20 protein-coding genes are annotated in these 25,555 nt (G+C 48.0%); 11 read left to right on the plus strand and 9 right to left on the minus strand.

From position 1 onward, the window contains the following. Positions 1–57 precede the first annotated feature (57 nt). Positions 58–1,035: an alpha/beta fold hydrolase gene (locus ACNFVB_RS00005; protein ID WP_430737665.1), complete on the plus strand. Its 978-nt coding sequence runs from the start codon at positions 58–60 to the stop codon at positions 1,033–1,035. Positions 1,036–1,097: 62 nt separating this feature from the next. On the opposite strand, the gene ACNFVB_RS00010 is transcribed toward ACNFVB_RS00005, so the two are convergent. Genes ACNFVB_RS00010 through tyrS form a run of 3 tightly spaced genes read right to left on the minus strand, consistent with a single transcriptional unit; the run spans position 1,098 to position 3,189 of the window. After that, positions 1,098–1,337, minus strand: coding sequence for a DUF1653 domain-containing protein (locus ACNFVB_RS00010; RefSeq protein ID WP_430737666.1), 240 nt, complete (start codon positions 1,335–1,337; stop codon positions 1,098–1,100). Positions 1,338–1,360: 23 nt separating this feature from the next. Then, on the minus strand, positions 1,361–1,939 hold the full coding sequence (locus tag ACNFVB_RS00015; protein WP_430737667.1) for a GNAT family N-acetyltransferase: 579 nt from the start codon (positions 1,937–1,939) through the stop codon (positions 1,361–1,363). Positions 1,940–1,977: 38 nt separating this feature from the next. Further along, entirely contained in the window at positions 1,978–3,189 is a 1,212-nt protein-coding gene (gene tyrS, locus ACNFVB_RS00020) for a tyrosine--tRNA ligase (RefSeq protein ID WP_430737668.1), read from the minus strand. Between the two features lie 255 nt (positions 3,190–3,444). Between tyrS and ACNFVB_RS00025 the strand changes: the two genes are divergently transcribed. The 3 genes from ACNFVB_RS00025 (at position 3,445) to ACNFVB_RS00035 (ending at position 7,281) form a co-directional block, all read left to right on the plus strand. Beyond that, the gene (locus tag ACNFVB_RS00025) at positions 3,445–4,839 is read left to right on the plus strand and encodes an anhydro-N-acetylmuramic acid kinase (RefSeq protein WP_430737669.1); all 1,395 of its coding nucleotides are present in this window, start codon (positions 3,445–3,447) and stop codon (positions 4,837–4,839) included. 203 nt (positions 4,840–5,042) lie between these two features. Then, on the plus strand, positions 5,043–6,314 hold the full coding sequence (fabF, locus tag ACNFVB_RS00030) for a beta-ketoacyl-ACP synthase II (RefSeq protein WP_430738534.1): 1,272 nt from the start codon (positions 5,043–5,045) through the stop codon (positions 6,312–6,314). A gap of 124 nt (positions 6,315–6,438) precedes the next feature. Next, positions 6,439–7,281 carry a hypothetical protein gene (locus tag ACNFVB_RS00035; protein WP_430737670.1) on the plus strand — a complete coding sequence of 281 codons (843 nt, stop codon included), beginning with the start codon at positions 6,439–6,441 and terminating at the stop codon, positions 7,279–7,281. 208 nt (positions 7,282–7,489) lie between these two features. Here the strand turns inward: ACNFVB_RS00035 and ACNFVB_RS00040 are convergent, their stop codons facing one another. The 5 genes from ACNFVB_RS00040 to ACNFVB_RS00060 form a co-directional block, all read right to left on the minus strand. Continuing rightward, on the minus strand, positions 7,490–9,307 hold the full coding sequence (locus ACNFVB_RS00040) for an aminopeptidase P family protein (protein WP_430737671.1): 1,818 nt from the start codon (positions 9,305–9,307) through the stop codon (positions 7,490–7,492). A 419-nt stretch (positions 9,308–9,726) separates the two neighbouring features. Then, complete coding sequence (locus ACNFVB_RS00045; protein WP_430737672.1) at positions 9,727–11,289, minus strand: peptide MFS transporter; 1,563 nt, start codon at positions 11,287–11,289, stop codon at positions 9,727–9,729. Between the two features lie 331 nt (positions 11,290–11,620). Next, on the minus strand, positions 11,621–12,046 hold the full coding sequence (locus ACNFVB_RS00050) for a hypothetical protein (RefSeq protein ID WP_430737673.1): 426 nt from the start codon (positions 12,044–12,046) through the stop codon (positions 11,621–11,623). A gap of 180 nt (positions 12,047–12,226) precedes the next feature. Next, entirely contained in the window at positions 12,227–13,801 is a 1,575-nt protein-coding gene (gene lnt / locus ACNFVB_RS00055; protein WP_430737674.1) for an apolipoprotein N-acyltransferase, read from the minus strand. A gap of 350 nt (positions 13,802–14,151) precedes the next feature. Continuing rightward, positions 14,152–15,051, minus strand: a complete 900-nt coding sequence (locus ACNFVB_RS00060) for an HlyC/CorC family transporter (protein WP_430737675.1) — start codon at positions 15,049–15,051, stop codon at positions 14,152–14,154. 355 nt (positions 15,052–15,406) lie between these two features. Between ACNFVB_RS00060 and ACNFVB_RS00065 the strand changes: the two genes are divergently transcribed. Then, positions 15,407–16,588, plus strand: coding sequence for a DUF4105 domain-containing protein (locus ACNFVB_RS00065; protein ID WP_430737676.1), 1,182 nt, complete (start codon positions 15,407–15,409; stop codon positions 16,586–16,588). A gap of 47 nt (positions 16,589–16,635) precedes the next feature. Here the strand turns inward: ACNFVB_RS00065 and ACNFVB_RS00070 are convergent, their stop codons facing one another. After that, on the minus strand, positions 16,636–17,109 hold the full coding sequence (locus ACNFVB_RS00070; protein WP_430738535.1) for a YcgN family cysteine cluster protein: 474 nt from the start codon (positions 17,107–17,109) through the stop codon (positions 16,636–16,638). Positions 17,110–17,379: 270 nt separating this feature from the next. Between ACNFVB_RS00070 and ACNFVB_RS00075 the strand changes: the two genes are divergently transcribed. From ACNFVB_RS00075 to mutY, 6 genes are all read left to right on the plus strand, one after another. Next, positions 17,380–18,117, plus strand: coding sequence for a dienelactone hydrolase family protein (locus tag ACNFVB_RS00075; protein WP_105244263.1), 738 nt, complete (start codon positions 17,380–17,382; stop codon positions 18,115–18,117). Positions 18,118–18,300: 183 nt separating this feature from the next. Then, positions 18,301–21,348 (plus strand): DUF2339 domain-containing protein, encoded by a 3,048-nt coding sequence (locus ACNFVB_RS00080; protein ID WP_430737677.1) that lies wholly within the window; start codon positions 18,301–18,303, stop codon positions 21,346–21,348. A 228-nt stretch (positions 21,349–21,576) separates the two neighbouring features. Then, complete coding sequence (gene ylqF, locus ACNFVB_RS00085; protein ID WP_430737678.1) at positions 21,577–22,533, plus strand: ribosome biogenesis GTPase YlqF; 957 nt, start codon at positions 21,577–21,579, stop codon at positions 22,531–22,533. Between the two features lie 91 nt (positions 22,534–22,624). After that, complete coding sequence (locus ACNFVB_RS00090; protein WP_430737679.1) at positions 22,625–23,008, plus strand: hypothetical protein; 384 nt, start codon at positions 22,625–22,627, stop codon at positions 23,006–23,008. A gap of 50 nt (positions 23,009–23,058) precedes the next feature. Then, on the plus strand, positions 23,059–23,979 hold the full coding sequence (locus ACNFVB_RS00095) for a GIY-YIG nuclease family protein (RefSeq protein WP_430737680.1): 921 nt from the start codon (positions 23,059–23,061) through the stop codon (positions 23,977–23,979). A 139-nt stretch (positions 23,980–24,118) separates the two neighbouring features. Next, positions 24,119–25,390 carry an A/G-specific adenine glycosylase gene (mutY, locus tag ACNFVB_RS00100; RefSeq protein WP_430737681.1) on the plus strand — a complete coding sequence of 424 codons (1,272 nt, stop codon included), beginning with the start codon at positions 24,119–24,121 and terminating at the stop codon, positions 25,388–25,390. Positions 25,391–25,555 lie beyond the last annotated feature (165 nt).

Here is a 25,555-nt window from a genome sequence, read left to right on the forward strand (position 1 = left end):
GTGGCAAAACGTTTGCGTCAGCGCGATGCCCTGCTCTGCAATAAGGTATCATACCTGATGAAAACCAACCTATTTGCTGTGCCGCGCCCTGCTTTGCTCAATCAGTATCAGCTGCATACAAAAAACATCGAGGTGGCAAAAGGCATGCTGCTACCCATGTCAGTTATCGGCCACGGCAAGCCGGTGCTACTGCTACATGCATACGGGATGGATGCACGTGAGTTTTTGCCATTCATCCTGCCTTTGCTCGGTCACTATACGTTTTATCTGCCGCATTTACGCGGGTTTGGAGCCGCAAAGGATATCGAGCTGAGTGAGTTTGATTTTTTGCGGCAATACGCCGATGACCTCCATGTTGTCATTGAGCAAATTTGTTTGGCACGCAACATAGACGCATTGCCCATCGCCGCCATCTCGATGGGTGCACAAGTGATGTGGGCGTATTTTTCGCGTTATGGCAGCGCAAGAGTCAGTCGTTATTTAAACATCGACCAAAGCCCTGCGATTCATAACCAGCCTGACTGGCAAGGCGGTTTGTTTGGTACGCGGCAGCGCGAGGTGTTTGCAGTCTTTCATGAGGTGGTGAATATGACGCTGCCGTATATTCAGCTCGAGAGTTTTACCCACCTGCCCTTTGCGCTCAAGCGCCGCGTCACTGATGTCGAGCGACAGTTTTCCTTACTATCCGTCAACCGCAGACGCTCAAAAGCGTTTATACAAGCGATGACTTATAAGAACGATCCTAAGCTTGCGCTCTATGATCACCGCATTTGGCAGCATAAGATGCGCTGTTTGCAAACATACTTAAATCTGGAGTACGATTTTCGGGCGGTGATAGAAAAAGTCACCATTCCAGTCGTGAACTTAATCGGAGGTCGCTCACAGCTCTATGACGCTAAGTGGCAGCAGCAGGTGACGCAGATGCTACCCAACGCCACAGAAATCGTATTGCCCCACTCTGGTCATGCGGTACCGATGGATGAGCCCGTTAGGTTTTATCAGGTATTAAGAAAGTTTTTCGGGAATGAGCTATAAGTAGAAATGGAAAAGCGACTTAGTAAAGTCGCTTTTTTAGGAGATGCTGCCAAGTTCAAGAGTTAATCCACTAGGGGTTTTATCAGCTCAAATCTAGGCACTTCTGTGCCATCACGCATTACAGTTTCAGTAAACATCGTTAAAGGTCGTACCCATACGCCGTACTCACCGTATAGACAACGATAAACGACTAAGGCTTCTTCGGTTTCGGAATGATGCGCGGTATGCAATACTTGGTAAAGATTGCCTTTATAGTGGCGGTAAATGCCTTGGGCTACCGAATTTTGATTTTTTTGAGACATAAACCACTCATTTATATTGATAATTAAAAGATGCTTTGTACTTTTGCTGCAAGCTTGGGTTTTATACCCGCCCATTCAGAATAGACCATACTATACATCACGGTATCTGAAATAACGCCGTCACGGCGTACTCGATTGCCACGAATCACACCATCCTTTTTGGCACCTAAGCGCTCGATGGCTTGTTGTGAGCGATGATTATCGACATCTGTACGCCAGCCTACGGTTTGATATTGTAGCGTTTCAAATATATAAGTGAGCAGTATGAGCTTGCAGGTGGTGTTGACATGCGTGCGCCAGTAAGATTTGGCATACCAAGTATAGCCAATCTCTAATCTTTTGGTAGTCGGCAAAATGTCATGGAAGCTGGTTGAGCCAATCGCTTTACCAGTACGCTCATCAATGACGGCAAAAGCTTGCCTATCCGTCATTGAATCTGCAACATTAATATAGTCAATGACTTTGTCTGGCTCAGGTACAGACGTCTCGTTTATCTGCCACAGCGCACCATCTTGGCAAGCCTCAATTAAGTCAGTGGCATGAGCGAGCGTTAATGGCTCAAGGATAATGCCATTACCCGATAAGGTAACCTGTTCTATCATTTATCTCTCCTCAAGCCATTATTGATGTGAGCAAGCGCTTAAGCAACCGTCACTTTTGCATAGGCTTTTTTGCCCGCTTGGATGACGACGGTCTGACCTGAGGTTAAGCTAAAGCTGCCATCAACCACTTCGCCATCTACTTTGACCGCGCCACGTTTGACCATGTCTTTGGCTGCTGAGTTGTTTTTGGCAAGGGCTGCTTGGTTCAATATTTGCGTGATAAATAACGCGTCTGCGCCTTCTAGCTCCAACGTCACCTCTGGCAGGTCAACTGGCAGCTCGCCATCAGCAAGTACGTTGCCCGCTGACTTATGCGCATTAGCAGCAGCGTCGGCATCATGGAAGCGCTCGATCAGCTCTTCAGCAAGGATACGTTTGATTTCTTGTGGATTGCGACCATTTTCCATCTCAGCCATTAACGCTTCGACTTCTTCCATCGGCTTAAAGCTTAAAAATTCAAAGTAGCGACGGATTAAAGTATCTGGCATCGACAGCAGTTTTTGGTACATGGTGCCTGGGGCATCATAGATACCGACGTAGTTACCAAGAGATTTTGACATTTTATTGACGCCGTCTAGTCCTTCTAAAATCGGCACCGTGATACACACTTGCGGCTCTTGACCATAGCGACCTTGCAGGGTGCGTCCCATTAGGATGTTAAAGGTTTGGTCGGTACCGCCAAGCTCGACGTCGGCTTCAAGGGCGATAGAGTCGTAGCCTTGCACTAACGGATAGAGAAACTCATGAATCGCAATCGGCGTTTGCGCCGCATAGCGTTTGGAGAAGTCATCACGCTCTAGCATACGCGAGACCGTCAACTGGCTTGATAGCTGAATCATGTCCCCTGCCGACATGTCGTTGAACCACTCAGAGTTAAAGACAATCTTGGTTTTTTCTTTATCCAAAATCTTAAACACTTGCTCAGCATAGGTCTGCGCGTTGACTTTGATTTGCTCATCACTGAGCGGCGGACGCGTGGTGTTTTTACCAGAGGGGTCACCAATCTTGGCGGTATAGTCCCCGATGAGAAAATAAATCTCATGACCCAAGTCTTGGAAGTGCTTGAGTTTATTAATCAATACCGTATGCCCCAAATGCAGGTCAGGCGCGGTAGGATCAAAACCCGCTTTGATACGCAGCGGACGACCCAGTTTTAGCTTGGCAACCAAATCCTCTTCTGAAAGGATTTCTTGCGTACCGCGCTGAATCAGGGCCAGTTGTTCTTCTAGAGTGTGGGTTTGAGTGGTCATGATGCTCTCTTTATTGTCTTTATTAAAAGGGTAACGCGTTTGGGCGAATGCTCCCGAGTGCCAAAGTGCGATTAGCAGCGTCAAATTCGTTTAGTCTACTAGATATAGCATCTGCTCTATATTAGTACCTGCACTTGTTTTTATTGCTACTGTTTTTCTTGCTACTCTATTTTTGCAAACGGGATTGACGTTTCGTAGCCAGTAAAAGATGTTAGAATTTGAGGGATATACTAGCGTTTTTTAAGGTAAATTGCCATGGCCAACCCTGTCCAGACCACGAATGATCCAGAAAGTAATCAGATTTTAGCGGCTGACCTTTTAGCAGCTGACGAAAGTGCCCATTATGCATCGCTCACTGATGCGTTAGAGCAAACGGTGTTTGAAAGCTTTGATGACGGTCTATATATCGGCATGATGTCTGGCACCAGCTTGGATGGGATGGACGCGGTGCTTTGTCAGTTTGCCGCCGACATGAGTCATAAAGAGCAGACCCAGCAGCCGATGCAGCTTTTAGCCACTTATAGCCAAGACTTCCCGCCGCGCCTGCGCGAGGTGCTGCTTGCTCTGTGTCAGCCTAATGGTATTCAAGCGTTGACGCCGAGTGCTGATGAGCCAAACAACCAGCCAAATAGCGAGCTGGACTGGTTTGGCTGGGCAAGCAAAGCCTATGGCGAGTTTGCCAGCGAGGTGGTCAATAATTTATTGCAGCAGTCAAATACCGATAGCGAGTCGGTGCTGGCGATTGGCTGTCATGGGCAGACGGTACGCCATCGTCCACAAATGGGTTTTAGCCTGCAATTGGTCGATGCCAATGTCATCGCAGAGCGTACAGGTATCAGTGTGATCAGCGACTTTCGTCGCCGTGATATGGCAGTTGGCGGGCAAGGCGCGCCCTTGGTGCCAGCTTTTCACAAGGCTTTATTTTCTGACTCCGCTAGCACTCGTATCTTACTGAATTTGGGCGGTATTGCGAATATTACCGTCTTGCCCGCCAGTAATCATACTGACAACGATCATGTGGGCAATGATTATACTGACAATGATACGCCTGATACTCATAGCCATGTCGTTGGCTATGACACTGGCCCTGCCAACTTATTACTTGATGCGTGGACCGCGCTGCATACCGACAATGACTATGACGCAGGCGGTGCTTGGGCTCAGTCTGGCCAAGTAATAGAGCCACTCCTAAATCAGCTGCTAGAGCATCCGTTTTTTGCCAGATCTTATCCTAAGAGCACAGGGCGTGAGGAGTTCAACCTAGAGTGGCTACAAGAGGAGCTACAAAGGTTTGATCACGCATCGGCGCATATTCGTTACTCGTCCGCTGATGTACAAGCGACCTTAACCGAGCTGACCGCCATTAGTGCAAGCGCGCAGATCAATAAGTTTATAACTACTGATAAAAATAGCTCGGTGTATGTCTGCGGCGGCGGCGCGCTAAATGATTACCTGATGACGCGGCTACAAGCACACCTGCCCCATTGTCATGTCACCACGACCGCAAGCTTAGGTCTGGATCCAGCTTGGGTCGAAGCCGTTGCCTTTGCTTGGCTGGCGCGGCAAACCTTGATGGGCGAAACCGGCAATCTACCTGCGGTAACAGGCGCCAAAAAGGGCGTGGTATTGGGTCAGGTATGTTTTGCCTAGTCGGTCAAATTTTAGTTTACATACGTACACTTATGTGTTTTATAATGACGGTTAAAATACCTTCTTTTTAGGATCGCACGTACAGGATATATCGCATGAGCCAACATAGCAGTTCACCGAACGCGCAAGCCGCCTCTTCTAATGCTGGCACTACCCAGCAAACGCCGCGCCAAAAGCCGCCACATTACCAGCGCCCAGATGAGATGCGTGTCGTGGTCACGGGTATGGGCGCTATCACGCCACTTGGCCTCGATGTCGATAGCTCATGGACCAAGCTCATCAATGGCGAGAGTGGTATTACCCCTATCAGCCATTTTGATGCCACTGATTACCGTGCACAAATCGCTGGGGTGATTAAAGACTTCGATGCCAAACAATACATGAACGCCAAAGACGCGCGCCGCTATGATGAGTTTATGCATTATGGTGTGGCGGCCTCAGCCATGGCATTAAAAGATGCGGGGTTCATCGATGAGGTGAGCGCGGCCGATGCGCCGGTACAAGGCGTCGACGCTGAGCGATTTGGTATCATCTTAGGCTCAGGCATCGGCGGTATTCAGACCATCGAAAACAGCCGCGATACCCTACGCGAAAAAGGCGCTGGGAGAGTATCGCCTTTTATTATCCCAGGCTCGATCGTCAATATGGCCGCAGGATTGGTTGCGATCAAACATAACCTAAAAGGCCCAAACCTCGCCACTTCGACTGCGTGTACCACTGCCACACATGCGATGGGACTCGCGGCACGCTTGATCGCTTATGGCGATGCAGATGTGATGCTCGCTGGAGGTAGCGAAAAAGGCTCAAGTCCACTTGGCATGGCAGGGTTTGGGGCGATGCATGCGCTCTCTACACGCAATGATGAACCAACCAAAGCCTCACGGCCATTTGATAAAGACCGTGATGGTTTTGTGCTCGGCGATGGCGCAGGGGTGGTGGTACTCGAAAGCCTCGCCCACGCCAAAGCGCGCGGCGCTACGATATTGGCCGAGCTGGTCGGTTTTGGCATGAGCGACGATGCCAGCCATATCACCGCGCCCCCAGAAGACGGTAGCGGTGCCGCTCGAGCAATGAAAAACGCACTCGATGACGCGGGCATCGAGCCTGACGCAGTGGGCTATGTCAATGCTCATGGCACCAGCACCCCCGCCGGCGATGTCGCTGAGTCCATCGCTATCGAAACCGTCTTTGCGCCTGTCAAAGACAGCATTTTGGTCAGCTCAACCAAATCAATGACAGGGCACCTACTGGGCGCAGCTGGGGGTATTGAGGCCATCTTTACCGTTTGCGCGCTGCAGCAACAGCATGTACCGCCAACCATCAACCTAGACAATGTCGAGGACAACTGTAACCTCGATTATGTCGCGCACCAATCCCGAAAAGTGGACAATTTACAATATGCCGTGTCCAACAGCTTTGGCTTTGGCGGTACCAATGGCTCTTTGATATTTGCCCGTTGGCCTGTCACCGCCTAAATACGACCGTCTGATACGGCGCGTTGTAACTTTGGTGTCAGATTTGCTACGTTTGTGCACTTGCAGCCCCTTATCGTACTTGCGTATGATAAGGAGTAATTTTTGTACATTTATGGAAGATACCATGTCAAGCTACTCATTTTCTCATCAGTTTTATCAGCGCTGGACGTGTGCTCCTGAGCCTGTACGCGCCGCCATTACCCAAGAGCTAAAAGACATCATCACCTTGCTACAAACCCAGACGCCGTTTGAAAGCTTTGTATTTAGCACGCCTGATCTAGACACTCATGTCGATGAGCTCTACGACAACCACAATGCCGAGCAGGCCATTGCAAAAGCCATCGCCGATAAGCAAGCGCAAGCGGATGCCAAAGCAAAACAAGAAAAAATAAAAGCAGCAGAGGACGCAAAGCGACAAGAAGAGATAGCCTCAAAAGCACAAGCCGCACAAAAACAACCGCCACATAAGCCAACAGCAACTGATGATCTAGAAAATAATACCCATCCAGCCGCCCGTCAAGAGCCCCACCAAAGCACCAAATCCGACGCGCCTGACACCGATAGTAAAACTGACACAGCGCAAGCTGGCATAGCAAAAACACAAAGTAATAAAGACGCTGCCACCAGCACCCAGCCGCAGACCGTCCGTGCCCCTGAGCGCAGCGATGAGGAAGCGCAAACGACTGATCAGCAAACCACTCATGATACAAACCATGATGCCAATGTCAAAGCGGTCAAAGCCATCAAAGATAAGGCCAGTACAGCCATCAAGCTGACACTAAAAGAGGAGCCATCTAACGCCGCGCATCAAGCGCTCATCCATGAGCTCGAGATGCAGATCGATGACTATCTCAGTGAACAGATGATGCTGATGTCAGAAAACCTCAAGTCATGGCTCCATGCTGAGGTGGCACAGCAATTGGGTGAGACAGAGGCTTTAGATCAGCCTGTCGTTAATTCCAAATAAAAAGAGTAAAGCTATCTACTGGGTTGGTTTTAGAGTGGCTTGAAGATTGGGGATTGGCTATATGCCCAATAAAGACAGCTAAAAACTATAGATATCGTCTGATAATTTTAAAAAATAAGCCCCGTAAACACTTACGGGGCTTATTTATTGGACGTCTACTGGGGTGTGTCTTCATTTCAGAAATAAATACACGCCCTAAGGCTTTCGATTAAATCGCTTGGGTGCGCTCTGTTAGCCAATCAAGCGCTGCACCAGCAACGCGATCTTTTAGCTCAGCATAAACTTGACGATGGTAGTCATTTAGCCACTCAACCTCTACTTGGTCGAGCAATGATTTATCAAGCAAACGGGTATCAATTGGGCAATAAGTGACGGTCTCGAAGTGTAAAAATTCACCAAACTCACTCTCGGTAGGGTTCGCAACTGGGGTGTTGACCACCAAGTTTTCGATACGAATACCCCATTTACCTTCGCGGTATAGACCTGGCTCATTACTGGAGATCATACCTGCTTTCATGGCGCGCTCTTTTGGCGTACTGGCACTATAAGCAATGACTTGCGGGCCTTCATGGACGTTTAGGAAGTAGCCAACGCCATGCCCTGTACCATGACCGTAATCCATTTGTGCTTGCCACAATGGCGCACGGCAGATCGCATCGATTAGTGGCGAAGCGATACCATCAGGGAAAGAGGCGCGCGCAAGTGCGATATGCGCTTTTAGTACTGTCGTAAAGTCGCGCTTGTGCTCATCGCTGACTTGCCCGATACCGACGACGCGAGTGATATCGGTGGTGCCGTTTTGGTACTGTGCCCCTGAGTCGATCAGCAACAATCCACCCTCACCCTCAGCGACATCAAGGTAGCTGAACTTTTCTGGCGTAGCCCGATAATGCGGCAGTGCACCGTTTTCATTAAACCCTGCAATCGTCGGAAAGCTCGGCGAAACATAATGCGGCTGCTGACTACGCACCTCAATCAGCATACTATCGACATCCAGCTCACTCAGACGCTCGCCGTTTGCTAAACGCTGCTCAAATGTGGCAAAAAACTCACACAAGGCCGCACCATCTTGGCGCATGGCTTCACGGACATGCTCGATATCGGTATCGGACTTGACAGATTTGAGTAACGTGCTGGGGGCGATTTGCTCAATAAAGCCCACATCATCGGCCATCTTTGATAGCGTACCCACCGCCACTTTATTTGGGTCTAGCAGCAGCAAATCCTCTGGAGTCAATGCGCTCAAAGCGTCTTGTACTGCGTCATAATCAGCAAGCGTGATACCACTGTCTTCTAGGGCTTTTGCGATATCGCTGCTGACTTTGCTGTTATCGACAAACAATGTCGCACTGTCGGCACTGATTAGCATATGCGCCAAAAACACGGGGTTATAATCGACATCGCTGCCGCGCAGATTGGTCAGCCAAGCGATGTCATCTAAGCTTGAGAGCAGATGGTGAGTCGCGCCAGCCTCCTGCATCCCTGAGCGTACCGCAGCAAGCTTATCGGTCGCAGACTGTGCGACAAACTGCGCATCATGCTGGTATAGCTTCGCTGATGGCAATGCTGGACGATCTGTCCAAATCTCTGTCAGTACGTCACGCTCGGTGATGAGGGTGATGTCATTGGCATCAAACGCATCTAACAGCTTGTCTTGCTCCGCGATAGACAACACATTACCATCGACCGCCACACTATCGCCTTCTGCCAAATGCGTCGCCAACCAATCGATATGGTTTGGCTGACTTGGTGCCAGTTTTTCTAAGCTGATACCTGTACCCTCCAGCTGGGCGGCGGCATGTACCCAATAGCGGCTGTCCGTCCACAGACCCGCAAAATCGGCGGTTACCACTAGAGTACCGACCGAGCCTGTAAACCCTGACAACCACAAACGCCCCTGCCAATACTCTGGTAGATACTCTGATAAATGCGGATCCGCTGACGGTACGATGATGGCCGTTAGGTCTTGGGCGGCCATGCGCTCCCGTAAACTTGCGATACGATCATGAATGTGTTGTTTATTCATTAAAGTTTTCCTTATTGGTTTTGAAGACAGTGGGCAAGCGAGGTTGTATTAAAAAAATACGACGACGCGGCGACTATGGATAGTCGTCTTATTGGCGCGGGTAAATGAGTAAGCGCGCATTGAATCGTGTTGAATGATCAATAGCCATTGATGCAAATACTGACCATGCAGAAGTGATAAATAGCCAGATACTATTAAGATGTTTGGGCAGATAACAAGCTTTCAATACTGGAATAAAAAAAGGCTTGAACAAAAATATGTCATGGCTTGAGCAAGACCTGTCACGGATAAAAACGATAAGACGTGCTACCAACCATGGTAACACGTCTAATCATCAGCCTACTTATTGATGCACAGACTTAGTGCTTGGCTATCCTGACCATTTGCTCAAACGCATCCGCTAACTTTTTTGGTGTCGTTTAGCTGACATGATCGGACTGTTCGCTATTTTTGAGCATGGTACTGATGGGCTTGGCCAATAGCAACAAGATAACCGCCGTCACTACCAAAAAGACGGTCATGGTCGTAAATAGCGTTGGCAAGCCTTCAATCTTGTCCGCTGAGACATGACCACCGAAAAATGCAGCAACCAAGTTACCCATGGCGACAGAAGCAAAAAACAGCCCCATCATCTGACCTTGCATACCTTTTGGCGCAAGTTTGGTCATCGATGACAATCCTACTGGACTCAGCGCCAGTTCGCCAAGCGTCAACAGCAACAAGCTACCGACCAGCCATAAAGGGGATGCTAGGCCAGTCTCATTGGTCAAAATATTTTTTGAGGCGATAATCATCAAGCCAAAACCTGCCGCAGTAATCAACATACCCAGCGCAAACTTGACCATACTGTTTGGCTCGATACCTCTATTACCCAGCTTGACCCAAAGAATACTGACAATAGGAGCGAGCAACAAAATAAACAGCGGGTTTAGCGACTGAAACCAAATGCTTGGTATCTCAAATCCTAAGACATTAAGGTCGGTATAGCGATCAGCAAATAAGTTAAATGAGGTCGGCTGCTGCTCAAAGCTTGACCAAAACAGCGTCGAGCCAATAACCAAAATAAAGCAAATCAATAAACGCAGCTTATCGGTTTTATCAAGGCGCGGTGAGACAAACATCACGGCAAAATAGCCAATCACCACAGCCGCGATGATATAGGTCATATACTCTGCGACCATGCTTGCCTCAAACGGCATGATACCGGTGGCGACCAGCACAATCACAGCCACCAGTAATGCCAAAAATCCTGCGACCCAGCGTCCGACATTATGATAGCGGTCGTTAGAGCGCTCCCACTCAGCACTGATGCCTTTGGCTTTGGCATAATGGGTCAATGTTTTTTGGGCAGAAAAACGATAGATAAGTAGCGAGATGAGCATCCCCAAACCACCGACCCCAAAGCCGGCATGCCACATGCCCTTTTCTTTAAAGATTCCAACGATCAGCGCGGCCAATAACGCGCCGATATTGATACCCATATAAAACAAGGTAAAACCACTATCACGGCGCACATCACCTTTGGTATACAGCGCTCCGACCATCACCGAAATACAGGTCTTAAATAACCCTGAGCCCAAAACAATACAGATCAGACCGACAAAAAACAGCGTCATACCAAACATCGCCGAAAGCGCGATACATAAGTGACCAAGGGCAATAATGATACTGCCCCACCACAGCGCGCGCTCTTGTCCGAGCCAGTTGTCTGCCAGCCAGCCGCCAGGGACGGCCGCCAAATACAATGAGCCAGCAAAGATACCATAGATAGCAGAAGCGGTGACGTCATCAAACCCAAAACCACCACTGCCTACCGTCGCCACCATAAACAATACCAATAGCGGGCGAATACTATAATAAGAAAACCGCTCCCACATCTCCGTAAAAAATAGCGGACGCAGCGGCTTTGGATGCCCCATAAAACCGTTTTCTAGCGATTCTAATTCAGCGGCATTCACCCTTGAATTTGCTTCTTTGCTCATAAGATTATTCCTTTAAAGACCACTTTAATAATGACCAAACCCCTATTTATTCAGATAAGCGGTCATATAGGAGCAATATTGTTTCACCTGTCTATTGGCAAGTAAAGAATTAATTGGTCAATAATTACACAATGGCTCACAAAAAAAATCGCCCTCAGTAGCTGAGAGCGAGTATTTGTGGCATTGCCAAAAGACAAATATCAGTCACTATGACAAGATAACTATCTTGTCATAATGAAAAAAGACAGCCCGTATCAAGGGCGTGTCCTCAATTCAATCGATAGCCATCTAATTGGGCTAAAAACGAGGACACGCCCTAGGCAAAAACAGCTTATTGTGCGACAGTTTCACCCGCTTCCACGTCACCATCCGCTTGCTCTGCGGTTAAATCAGCATCGGCAACCGCCGCTTGGCTTACTGTACCAGAAGCGGTCGCTGTACCTGCTTCTGCTGCTACCACGGCACTATCTGCATCCGCTGGCGTCACAGTCGCATCTGCCGCTGACGTAGGTGCGGCCGCTTCTGCTGTTTCTGCTGGGGCTGCATCGTCCTGAGCCTCTGCACTGGCCGCCGCTACTGGCGCTGCTTCATCAGCGGTGACTGTAGCTTCGGTCGTTTCAGCAGTGATATGCTCGCCTGCTGGACGCAAAAATGCAGAAACACCAATAAGTAAGACAATACCTAAGAATAAGGCAATGCCACCTAGAGTGTATAACAGCTCTTTTTTTGGGTTGTTATTGACGATACCTTCTGACATATCTTATCCACCTTGCACAAAATATTTGAAATATTGACCCATTATATCGCAATTTATAGCGATTTGTTAAAACCCTTAAGTATTTAAAGGATTTATTATGGGCAGTTTTTCTCCATGACCTGAGCGCCTTAGCGTTATCATTTGCTTTAAATGGCGCACCACGACGGATCAACATCAAAACTATTTACCCAAGCGCGCTCTTGTCGTTGCCCGCTTGCCCAGATAACTCAATAACAGCAGCAGCGCCACCACAAACAAGACAGGATAATGACCGACACGCATAAACGGTGTACTGCCTGTCCGCGCTTGTACATCACTGCGCAATACGGTGCGCTCAAACTGCGGGGCACGCTCAACGATACGGCCTTTGTGGTCGATGATGGCGGTGACACCGGTGTTGGTCGCACGCATAAACCAGCGGCCATTTTCGAGCGCGCGCATTTGTACCATTTGTAGGTGCTGTAGCGGGCCTGCCGAGGTGCCAAACCATGCATCATTTGAGATGGTCAATAAAAAGTCTGTACCGATGGCGTTTTTGCGCGTGGTATCAGGATAGGCCACTTCATAGCAGATGGCAGCGCCCAAATTGTGCCCACGCACCTGTAGCGGCGACTGCGCCTCACTGCCGCGACTATAGCTCATAACCTCTTGACTACCTGCAAGGTTTGGCAAAATATCGAGCAGCCCTTCAAATGGAATATACTCACCAAATGGCACTAAGCGCTGTTTTTTGTACAGTCCTTCTGCCTCTGCACCCAGCGCAATCACGCTGTTATAAAATGGCGGATACTTATCTTGAGCTTCATCAAATGCCGCTTCATCCTTATAAGGAATACCGGTCACCCACGTGGTATTGGTGGCTTTGGCCATTTTGACCATCTCATTGATAAAGCCGATCGCATCGGTCTGAAACATCGGAATCGACGACTCAGGCCACAAGATAATATCACGCCCCCACTCACTGCGAGTCAACGTGGCATAAATCTTGAGCGTCTCTATTTGATACTCAGTTAGCCATTTTAAATCTTGCGGAATATTACCCTGAATCAATGACACCGACACATCAGGCGTGCCTTTTGGTTTGGTCCATTGCGGGTTTAGTAGCCACAATAGTGTACTGAGCGCTAGCAGGGCAATCGAAGCCACCATATAGCCTGCGCGGCGACGCAGTAGCTCGACTAAGCTGCCTGCCAATAATACCGCCACAAAAGACACTGCAAACACACCCGCCACTGGCGCAAGTGACGATAGCCAATACTGCTCTGTAAAGGCGTAACCGACAAACAACCACGGAAAACCAGTAAATAACCATGTCTTCATCCACTCTTGCAGCACCCAAAGCGCGGCAAAAGACAGCGGCTGCTTGCCGACCATCTTATTAAACACCAGCCCCAAAAAGCCATGAAACAAGCCCATGCCCAGACCCATCAGCGCAATCATAATCAAAGCAAGCCACGCTGGCGTATCGCCGTACACATGAATAGATGTGTAGAGCCAAAACGCCCCCACGCACCACAAGCCTGTACCGTAAGCTTGACCGATCAAAAACGCCCGTTTGCCGCTCATCTTTGGCATCAATAAGGCGTACAATATCGCAGGCGATAGCAGTGCTAGCGGCCAGATGTCATAAGGCGCAAGTGCAAAGATAAACACGGCCCCTGCCAACCACGCAATCAATACTGTCAGTACCATGGGTAAGCCCCTTTGCTTATCGGCATTGAGACGTTTTTGTAAATCATGAGTAGACAGGCGCATAGCAGTTATCCAGAACCATATTTTTAAAATAGTAAGCATTCACTTAGCGACGCTTAAATAAAAAGATAAAAAACTAAGCTTAGACAAAGATCAAGCTCGATAAGCGTTCAGTAAAGACTCAGTAAATAAACCCGCCCATGATACCAGCCTACAGCAATTAATGGGTAAAATTGCGTCGCAAAAGCCCACGGCAAGACACAAAAAAAACACGACCGCAATCGTGTTTTTTTATCTATAGACTGGTATGAGGCGGCGCAACGGTGCTGTCAAAAGCCTCCTAATAGCATGCCTAACTTTATAGCCGTTTTATTATAAACTAACCCTATACCGATGAAGCGGCTCATCATCGATCAATGACTGCCAATCAATACCTGCTGATCGGCGTTCATATTGGTCAGCTCTAAACTATGAATAAAACGCCCTTCGACATCGGTAATGGTGATTTTCCAGTCATCTATTATTACGCTCTCGCCTTCTAAGTCGCCCACATAGCCGAGCGCCTGCATGACAAGGCCGCCCATAGTATCGACATCGGTATCATCAAAATGGGTGCCAAGCTCATCATTACAGTCTTCGATGACCGTCGAGGCCTGTACACGCCAAGTATGTGGCTTATCAGGATCAGCGATAATATTATTGATATCACTGTCTTCATCAAAGTCATCATGCTCATCGACGATATCGCCGACGATCTCCTCGAGTAAATCCTCCATGGTGACCACCCCTGCAAAGTTGCCAAACTCATCGACGACGATTGCCATGTGCACTTGGGTGCGCTGCAGTGAGCGCAGCAACGTGTCTGAGCGCGACGTTTCGCTGATATATAGCGGTTGCCGCACCAGATCTCTGAGACGTTTGCTGTCGATTTTGTCTTCTTGGTCGCGCACCATGTGCACTAAGATAGGAATCAAATCTTTGGCAAGCAAGATGCCGATGACCGCATCATCATCTTGGCTATCAAATACTGGGTAACGCGAGTGGGTGGTGTCGAGGATGATATCCATCACCTCAGCCAGACTTGCGCTTTCGTGCAGGCCGATCACTTGCGGGCGCGGCGTCATAATCTCGCGGACTTGAGTGGCAGGCAGATCGAGCACGCCTTCTAACATATCGACAGTATCAGGCTCTAAAAACTGACGAGAGTCCTGTACCAAACGAATCAATTCATCACGGGTTTCGGGGGCGGTCGATAGCCAGCGTTTTAAGCCGCGCATCGACCAACTACTCGGGCTGGGAGTGTCGTCAGACATGATGATATGGTTTAACCTCTTTAGTTAATAACAATGAGAACAGCAAAAAACTTAGATGGGGATAGAAATAACAAATAAAACAGCCGTTTTATGATTAGGCCATCACAACCACGGCCAAATAATACCTATAAATAGACCAGCCTAAATTAGCTTCACTTTATCGCATGGCTCACCGACATTCAACGATAAATTCACGCAAATTGTATTGTCAGTGTGTTATAAACTTTGCTATGGTCAAAGCCTTTATTTATCAATAATAAACGCCATGTCCTTACGCTCGTTTTTTTCTCGTTTACGCCGACTATGTCCAACTAGCCTGCCGCGCTCTCATGGTACAAGCGGTCACGGCCAAACAATGACGGACGCCACAAACCCTAAAAAAAAGACATGGCGCTACTATCTTGTCCAGTTGTTTATCATCACCGCGCTGTTATTATCGGCGCTGTGGTTGCTATTAGCGATTTGGTATCAGTTTGGCGTGCGCTCGCTCGTCACTTGGCTTGCGGCCATCGTCATCGTTTGTCTGCTGGCAGCTTTGCTACGTAGCCGTTACCAGCATTCATCCCAGCACCATGCCATCACAAAAAAACCGGCCAGCACTTGGCTTATGGGTATGTACGCTGCGACTTGGTGCCTCGGGGTTGGCTGGTTTTTTTCTATCGAAGCCAAGCAGCAGCGAGACTGGATGGCAGAGGTCAGCCAGCAAGTCTCCTATGAGCGCGACGCGAGCAACCCTAATATAATCACCCTCAAAAATGTACGCAATTTTGACTGGCATACCGATACAGACGCCACCGAGCGCTGGGACACCCGTACCATTGATATGTCCAAATTCTCGGGCGTCGATGTCACCAACTCATACTGGATGGGGCCACTGATTGCTCATACCTTGGTCAGCTTTCGCTTTGAGGATGACAGACCGCTTGCCTTCTCATTTGAGATTCGTAAAGAAGCAGGTGAGTCTTTTTCGGCGCTGGCTGGTTTTTTTCGGCGTTATGAGCTTAGCCTGATTGCTAGCGAGGAGCGTGATATTATCTATACGCGCAGCAATGCGCGCGGCGAGCAGGTGTATCTGTTTCCTATTAGCAATTTGCAACAGCATGAAGTGAGGTCGCTATTTGAATCTTATCTAACGGCGGCTGATGATTTGAACGCTAAACCTGCTTGGTACAATACATTAATCAGCAACTGTACCAATATTATTTTTTATATGGCGCGTATCGTCAGTGGCGAACGTTTGCCATGGGATTATCGGATTTGGGTCTCTGGGTGGCTGCCAAACTATCTATACGATGTCGGTATGCTCGACGCCAAGCCCAACAGCGGCGCGCAGAATTGGTCGATGGATACTTGGTACGAGCGCACTCATATCAATCCAAAAGTGCGTGGTTTTGATAATTTAGCAGGCAGCAGCGTAGTCAATAGCCGCGAGTTCTCCAAGCAGATTCGTCAGGACATTCCTATCCCGCCATTGGCTGACTCAAAAGCGGCAGCTGAAGCCAAAGCACAATTTGCGGCGCATGCCGCCGCGCCATAAACTCACTACTCGCCATAAACTAACGATAAGAGTCTAAATGGATACCGCTAGGGCTGTACCCATGTCACCACCCGCTCCTCCATCTCTTCATCTGTCATACCAACCTCAGAGACACAGCGCCCTGCCACCCCGACATTGGCTGCGCGCATCTGCTGCTCGGTGCGCGCCGCATCACCAGTCAATAACAAATGCCAACTTGGGAGCTTCTGCCCTTTATACAAGCGTTTATAGGCGCAGTGTGATGGTAGCCACATCATGTTGGGCAGGTTTTCCATCGTGAGCTGAATACAGTCAGGCACATACTCTTGACGCGTGGCATAGTGCTGACAATGACCCGTCGCACAGTCCATCAGCTGACAGGTCACATCGGTATACTCAACCAACGCTTCGGCGTCATCATCATCGATATATTTGATCAGGCAGCAGCTACCGCAGCCATCACACAAAGCCTCCCACTCATGATGCGTCAGCTCTGATAAGGCAAATCGCGACCAAAACTGCGGCCGCAAGGTGGCCGCCAGCTCACCATCGCTATCGGCAAACAAGCTTGCATTGGCGGGCACAACAGGCTTTGGCACTGGTTGCGGCGTCGGTGACTGTTCAGCAGCTGGTGATTGTTGGCTGTCGATAAGTTGGTTGAGCAAATTGAGTGTCATAAAGGTGCAGTAGCATTTTGATAAAGAGCGTTACAGTATTATAGCTGTTTTTGCGAAGCATGGGCGTTAAGGTACTAAAAGTAAGAAAAACGATTTACTATAAATAAAATTCATAACATAAAAAGGGACAGCACTATGTCAATTAAGACGTTTGAACTTATCAGCACCACCAAAAACGGCGTCGAGCTCATCAGCTATGTGGCGCTACCAGAAGACGCATCGGAAGAAAACCCAGCGGCTGGCATCTTGGTCGCACCAGAATGGTGGGGCGTGGTCGATCACCCAAAATCTGTGGTCGAGCGTCTGGCAAAAGCAGGCTATGCAGCGGTGGCAATGGACGTCTACGGTGAAGGCAAATTGACCAGTGATGCGGCAATGGCAAACATGTGGATGGAGCAAGTACTCGCAGACCAAGACATGCTGATGGATCGCTGTCGCCTTATCCTCAATGATTTTAGCGATCAGTTGGCTGTTGATGGTAGCAACTTAGGCGCGATTGGCTACTGTTTCGGTGGTAAAGTCGTGCTTGATATGGCGCGCGATGGTATGCCACTAAAAGCTGTCGCAACATTCCACGGCAACCCATCAGCAAAACAGCCTGCGGACAAAAACTTTACCGCCAAAGTCTTGGTCGCGCATGGCCGTGATGATTCTATGGTATCGATGGAGGCGATAGAAGGTCTAAAATCTGAGCTGGATGCGGCCGATGTCGACTACACTATCGATGTGTATGACAATGCCAAGCACGGCTTTACCAACCCCCATGCCGATGAGCGCGCAGCCAAAAACGACGTCGATCTCGGCTACAACGAAGCTGCCGCCAAGCAAAGCTGGGATAATATGCTTGAGTTTATGAAAAGTAACTTAGCATAGACGCTATCATGAAAAGGCCACTATCATAGGGCTTTTATAAAACCTATATAAACCGAAAAAAGAGTTGCTGATTTATAAGCGGCTCTTTTTTTAGTTAAGCAGCTTTAGGTACATGATGCTTCTTGTACTCGGACGCAAATCGCGTCATTATCACCTTATCATCAAGCAAATTGGGTGACGAGGATGCTATATCTGTTAATGAATCCGCTGGGCTGGCTGGCTTTTACCATTTTATTCATCATCGCTTCGGTGCTATATATTAGTATCCATAGCCAAATCCAGCAGTTGCGCCGTGAGATGGCAGCGCTACAAGCTGAGCTCAAGCAATATAAAGACAGTATAGACGCTGCATCCAACGCGCACTCTGAGCCATCCTCTCAAGATACAGCGCATCAGCAGATAACGTCACAACCACCCATGCTTTCTGAGCGGCCAGAGTTGCCAGAGTCAGCAAACCGGCCTTTATCCGAACTACCTACACCCCCTTTACCTGCAGCTTCATCACTATCGACAGAAAATCGACAAGCCACTGCAACCATAGAGCCTGATGAGCGCTCCTTACCTATCGTCACCTCACTGATTTATTCTATCAAAAGCTGGTTTTTTGGCGGTAACTTGGTCGTGCGTGTCGGGGTAATCGTCTTGCTCATCGGTGTGGTGCTTTTGCTGCGCTTACTGAGCGATTATATCGAGATTCCGATTACCATAAAGCTTATTGGTATTGGCCTGATGGGATTGGGACTGGCGGCGTTGGGGATGCAGTTGGCAAAAAACCGCTTTGCTTATGGCATCACTTTACAGGGCACGGGCTTAGCGACGGCTTATTTGACCGTCTTTTTTGCTTATAGCGTCTATCAGGTGCTCGCAAGCGTGCCAAGCTTTATTGGACTTGGCCTTTTATCAGCTGTCACCATCGGTCTCGCTGTGCGTCAAAACGCCTTACCGCTGGCTTTATTGGCCTTGTCTGGTGGGTTTTTTGCGCCTGTATTGACCGGTGAAGACACCGGCAGTCTGGTCGCCTTATTTAGCTATTATCTGCTGTTAAACGTCACCGTTGCTGTCATTGCTCACTACCGTACTTGGAAAATGCTCAATCTGCTCGGCGTGTTGGTCACCTTTGGACTGGCCTACTATTGGGGCGCGACGAACAATCTAAGCGCTACCATTGAGGCGCAGCGCTGGACATTGGTATTGCTGGTGACGCTGCATGTATTGCTATATTTGTTTGTCGTCATCCGCTACGCCCAGCAGATCATCGCTTATAACACATTAAATGAAACAGATATCGCCCAGATGACTGTAGATAGTATTTACGGTACAAACCCCAGCACAGATGCCAGTACGAACAACCATACAAAGAACAGCGCAAACAACACCTATGTCTTCCCTATTGATACGGGTTTATTGTTTTCCGTACCGATATTGGCCTTTGGTTTATTTGCGGCGTTGTTAGACGCTATTCCTCATGCGCTGACCCTCACCAGTGCTGTTTTAGCAGTGATTTATTTGGGCATTGGCTGGATATTTGTACAGCGCAGTCAACGATATGCCTTAATCACTGAAGGCATGCTGGCGTTAGGATTTGGATTTTTGGCATTAGTCATTCCGCTGGCTCTCGATGCTGAGTGGATTGCCTTTGGCTGGTCGGTTCAAGGGCTGGCGTTGGTATGGTTTGGTCGGCGCTCGCTACGCGCATGGTCGGTGCTATTTGGGCTAGTGTTACAGCTGCTGAGTATCGCGATGCTGATGATAACTGTGGTCTTTACAATCAAAGATTATCCAACACTGGCCTTGACGATTTCAGCGCTCAGCTACCTCGCCGCCATGTTTGTCTTACGCGCCAGCAACGCCCCTATGGGTGACAAAAACAGCCAGCGTCACGCCGATCAGACGCTGGTGAAATACGCTAACACATTGGGCATCGGTGAACTCGCGACCAAGCAGTGGCTGGCTTCAATCAATAGCCAAAGTATGGCGTTTAACCTGATGTGGCGCAGTCCGAGGTTGAGCCGTTTTTTGACGTTCACCGCCGTGGTCTGGCTGCTGTATGTATTGGTCATCGATCTTGATCAGTGGCTTGCCAACTGGCACATCGCAACGACAGCGCTGCTAGGATTGGCCGCGTTAACCAGCCTTGTCCTTTATTATGCCGTCAATCAATATCATTCTTGGTTGGAGATTCGGCAGTTTTGTCATGGTTTACTGCTGTTATTGTATGCCACGCTACTGTTTCAATTACCGCAAAGATATACATTTGATTATCAATGGTCGACCTTTCATTGGTCGATATTTATTACTTTGCTGATAGGCGGGTTGGTCATTGGGCAGTTATGGCTAAAGATATGGCATAAAGCAGCTGAGTTAACACGTTTTGATAGCGCAAGCTGGTTTGGAGCGGGCATTATTGTTTTAGCAGAAGCCATGCATTATGGCTTACCTGACTCAAAAGGTGTCATGACTGTTTTAGTGCCAGTTGCCTTTATGTTGGCTGGGTTATGGTGGGCACAGCGTCATGCTATGGGTAAATATCATGATGAGCAGTCAAACACGCACTCAAAAGCAGCAACCTCAGCCTTTCCGCTCGCTTGGTTTGATTGGCCTCAAGCACTGTTAGACAGCGCCAAAATCTTTGTACCTATCACCTTAGGCTGGGCGCTGTTTACCAATTTTACTTATGATGGGGTGATTTGGGCCTTGCCTTATTTTCCGCTATTTAATTTATACGATCTGACTTTATGGCTGGTGGTGTTTTATGCCTTGGGCGTTTATTTACGCCGTCAGCCACATGGTAGCGGTTCGAGAAATCTATTAAAAGCCATTCCTAAAAACGATATGCTACTTATTGTCTTAGCGCTGATTGGCCTTTGGATAGGTTCGAGTATGTTGGTCAGGACGCTGCATGCCTTTATCGGCACGCCTTTATGGACTGGCAGTGTATATGGAGTTACTGGCGGCGCGTGGAATAGCGAGCAAGTACAGACGGGGCTAACCATTTTGTGGACGCTCATTGCCTTGGTCGCGACCATCAGCGCTAGCCGCTATGGACAGCGCACGCTATGGTTTATGGGCATTGGACTACTGGGCGCGGTGGTGCTAAAACTGGTCTTGGTTGACTTGTCACAGACCGAGGCGATTTGGCGGGTGATTTCGTTCCTTGGTGCAGGCAGCTTGATCTTGGTCATTGGCTATTTAGCGCCGCTACCACCAGCGCGCAAGGACTTAGTAGACTAGGACGTACTCTCAACCCAATCGATGAGCCTATAGATGAGCCAAACATAAAGACACGCCCAAATCCGCATGACAGCCTGCCTGAAGCCTGACATAAAATTGTAACGTGGCAACAAGGCGACTGGATAACATTGGGTGCTGACGCTGGTTGTGTAGTAAACTGAACATCATAAAAAAGTAGACACTGATGGTCTTACTTTTAGCATTTTTTATAAAAGGTTATGAAAGCAGATGGATAAAAGAGCGAATATTCAGTGGTTCCCTGGGCACATGAACAAAGCCCGTAACGAAATCAAAGAAATCATGCCGCAGATGGACGTGGTCATCGAGGTGATTGACGCCCGTATTCCTTATAGTAGCGAAAACCCTATGGTCGCAGCACTACGCGGCGAAAAACCCGTCATCAAAATATTAAACAAAGCCGATCTCGCCGACCCTGATCTGACCCAAGCATGGATGGTGCACCTTGAGCAGCAAGCGGGCGTCAAAGCCATCGCGTGTGACAATAACAAAGCCGATGACGTCAAGCGCATCATCGCTCTATGCAAAAAAATGGTGCCCAATAAAGTTGGCACCGGTCGCCAGATCAAAGCCATGATCATGGGCATTCCAAACGTTGGTAAATCGACTTTGATCAATACCCTAGCAGGGCGTGCAGTAGCAAAAACTGGCGACGAGCCTGCGGTGACCAAGTCGCAGCAGCTGATCAAACTCGATGATGACATCATGCTCTATGACACCCCTGGTATGCTCTGGCCAAAGGTCGAAAACGAAAACTCTGGCTATCGACTCGCAGCGACCGGTGGCATTCGCGATACCGCGTTTGACTTCGCCGATGTCGCCAGCTATACCGCTGAGTATTTGCTGAGCGCTTATCCTGAGCTGCTAAAAACTCGCTATAAAATTGACGAGTTGCCCAAGACCGATTGGGAGTTTTTTGAAATGGCAGGGCGTAACCGAGGATTTATCAAAAAAGGCGGAGTCGTTGATACCTACCGCATGTCTGAGATTTTGATCAATGAGCTGCGTAGTGGCAAACTTGGACGTATTACCCTTGAAACTCCAGCGATGATCGAAGCGGAAGAAATTATCGTCGCCGAACAACGTCTGGCGGCAGAAGAAAAAAAGAAAGCCCGCGAAGAAGAAAAGCGCTTGCGCCGATTAAAAACGCGGAAGAATCGGAAGTAGGCTATATTTAATTATCAGTGACAAAATTGATAGCACTAAAGAGTTTTACTTGTGAGTCTTCAAATTTTTATAAAAAATAAGGATGTATAGAATGTTAAAAAAATTAATGCCACTACTTGGTCTGCTTATGATTAGCAGCTTTTCTTATGCAAATACAAATCTTCCATTTACGGGAGAACGTATTTTTAATTTTGAAGGCGGCAATGATACCAATGGATTGATTAAAATACAGAAGGATGGTGCTACTGATATCGCAATGTTTGGTAAGCGTTTTAGCTATACCGTTTATAGAGGTATGTATAGTGACTCAATGGCTTCAGATGAAGATGAAACCTATTTTAAAGTCATTGGAGATTCTATAATTAAGTTAGATAAAAATGGCAATATTGCTTATGGATGTGAAGCTACTCCAGACTATGATCTTGATGTTAATCTGTACGAAAGACCATGTATCTCAAAACTTTATAAAGATTAATCGCTATGGAATACTTACATTTTTAAAATTTTATTTTAATAAAGACGACTATGATTCCATCCGCTAAGACCATTCAAATCTATTTACCCAAAGGTAATCCTCGCGGACTACGTTTGGCTGAGATGACCACGCGTACGGTACGTTTGATTGAGATTCCGCGTATCCATATTGATGATTTTTTTGCGATGCCTGATGCCAATCAAGTAGGCTTATACTTTTTAATAGGTGAGACAGAAAGTACCGATAAGCCGCTACTATATATCGGCCAGACTGGCGACCTAAGAAGACGGTTAAATCAACATGACGACAAAGACTTTTGGACGCGTGCCTTTGTTATGCTTTCAACGAATAACTCAATGACGCAAACGCACGCGCTATATATGGAACATAAAGCTATAGCGACCGCCACTCAAGTTGGGCGCTACGAGATTAAAAACGGTAATACTGGCAATAAGCCGCACACGCCTGATCCTTTAAAAGCGGATTGTGAAGAGCTGTTTTATACCCTTGATGTTTTATTATCGACTTTAGGGCAACCCGTTTTTGAGTCTTTAAATATTAAAGAAAATAACAACATTAAGAATCAGTCTTCGGGTAACGTTGCTGTTCCTTCAATCAGTACTGCTGATGTCTTGCCTATCGCTGATTCACAGCCAACACTGTTTTACTATAAGGCGAAAGATGGTGATGCCAAAGGTTATTATGACGATGACGGCTTTGTCATATTGGCAGGATCGTTAATACGGCAAGCACAAGCTATCTCAGCTCCACCATTCGTTACTAAAATAAAAGAGAATTTATTGAGTAGCGGCAAGTTAATGCCGATAAACAATAAAAGTTATCAGCTAACTGAGAACCAACTATTTAAGACACCTAGCGGAGCTAGCTCATTAGTCTCAGGACGCTCGACAAATGGCTGGATTGAATGGAAAAACGAAGCGGGTAAAACTTTAGACAGCGTTTACCGTTAGTCAAATACCTTTATATCGTGCCTAGTGAACCTCATATACGAATAGATAAATTACCTTTAATATCAGCAAACTCTTCATTGTCGGTGTGCGAGGTGCACCCTACCTGCCAAGACTAGTTTACGACCTACAAGGAACACTTTTGCCTACTCATTTTTCTCAGTCAAGCTCATCATTAAACACCTTCGCCCCGCGCCTACTCGATTGGTTTGCCGAAAACGGTCGCCATGACCTGCCTTGGCAACAGCACCAGACTGACACCCCCAATCCTTATGTCGTTTGGCTATCCGAAGTCATGCTCCAGCAGACACAAGTCACCACCGTGTTGCCCTACTTTGCGCGTTTTATGGAATCGTTTCCGAGCGTGCAGGATTTGGCCGCCGCAGAATGGGACTTGGTCGCCGAGCATTGGGCCGGGCTTGGCTACTATGCACGCGCGCGTAATTTGCATAAAGGCGCAAAGCAACTGGCCGAGATAATTGACGAGACCGGTGATTTTCCGCAGACGCTAGCGGGCTGGGAAGCTATCTCTGGCGTTGGGCCGTCGACCGCTGGGGCGATTATGGCGATGGGCTTGCACAAGTATGGCGTCATCTGTGATGGCAATGTCAAACGCGTCCTTACCCGCTGGGCAGCCATTGACGGCGATATCACTAAATCTGCTACGACCAAAGAGTTATGGGCATTAGCGGAGCGTTTAACACCGACAGAGAACTCAGGACTATTTGCGCAGGCGATGATGGACATGGGCGCAACGCTATGCACGCGTAGCAAGCCTGCCTGCTTATTGTGTCCACTACAAGAGGACTGTCTTGCCCATGCACAGGGGCGCGAAACCGACTATCCAGTCAAGGCAAAAAAACAGCCCAAGCCCAGTAAGTTTAGCAACGCGCTTATCATCAAAGATACGGACGGCAAAATACTATGGCTACAGCGCCCTGACAATGGTATTTGGGGCGGACTATGGAGCTTGCCTTTACAGTTTGTAGAAAAGGTTGATGGTAAAGCGAACACTAAGGCTACTGTTAAAAAGACGCTAGCTAGCGATGATAAGCCATCAAACACAGCAAATGACGTACGCAGTCATGAAAAAGTCTATGAGACAGAATTTACCACCGCTGAGCAGATTATTCATGAGTGGTTAGATAAGCATAATGTGATAGCCGCACCCATTAATCAAACCTTGCTTGATGATGCGCCTATCAAGCACTCATTGACCCACTTTCATTGGTATTTGACGCCGCAATCCGTCACTTTAGACAATAAGCAAATAACCGCATTGAGCACAGCCTTGCAAGCAGCAGAGATTAATCTTCATTGGTTGACCGCAGACGATGCGCGGGCAACACTTGGATTACCGCGGGCGATGGTGAAGATTTTAGAGCGGTACGTACGTATAGTCGAACCACTATAAATAAACACAGTGCTACTGGGATGAATTTTGCGCATTGTTTGGGACAATTTTAGCGATCAGTAGTGCCTATTTGTGAATGTTCAACACGCCCTAACCATACAACCAAATAACTTGCATAAAAAAAGCGACTCACCATAAATAGTGAGTCGCTTTTTGCCTTGAGAA

It is taken from the genome of Psychrobacter sp. VH5 (assembly GCF_050572635.1).
Lineage (GTDB): Bacteria > Pseudomonadota > Gammaproteobacteria > Pseudomonadales > Moraxellaceae > Psychrobacter > Psychrobacter celer.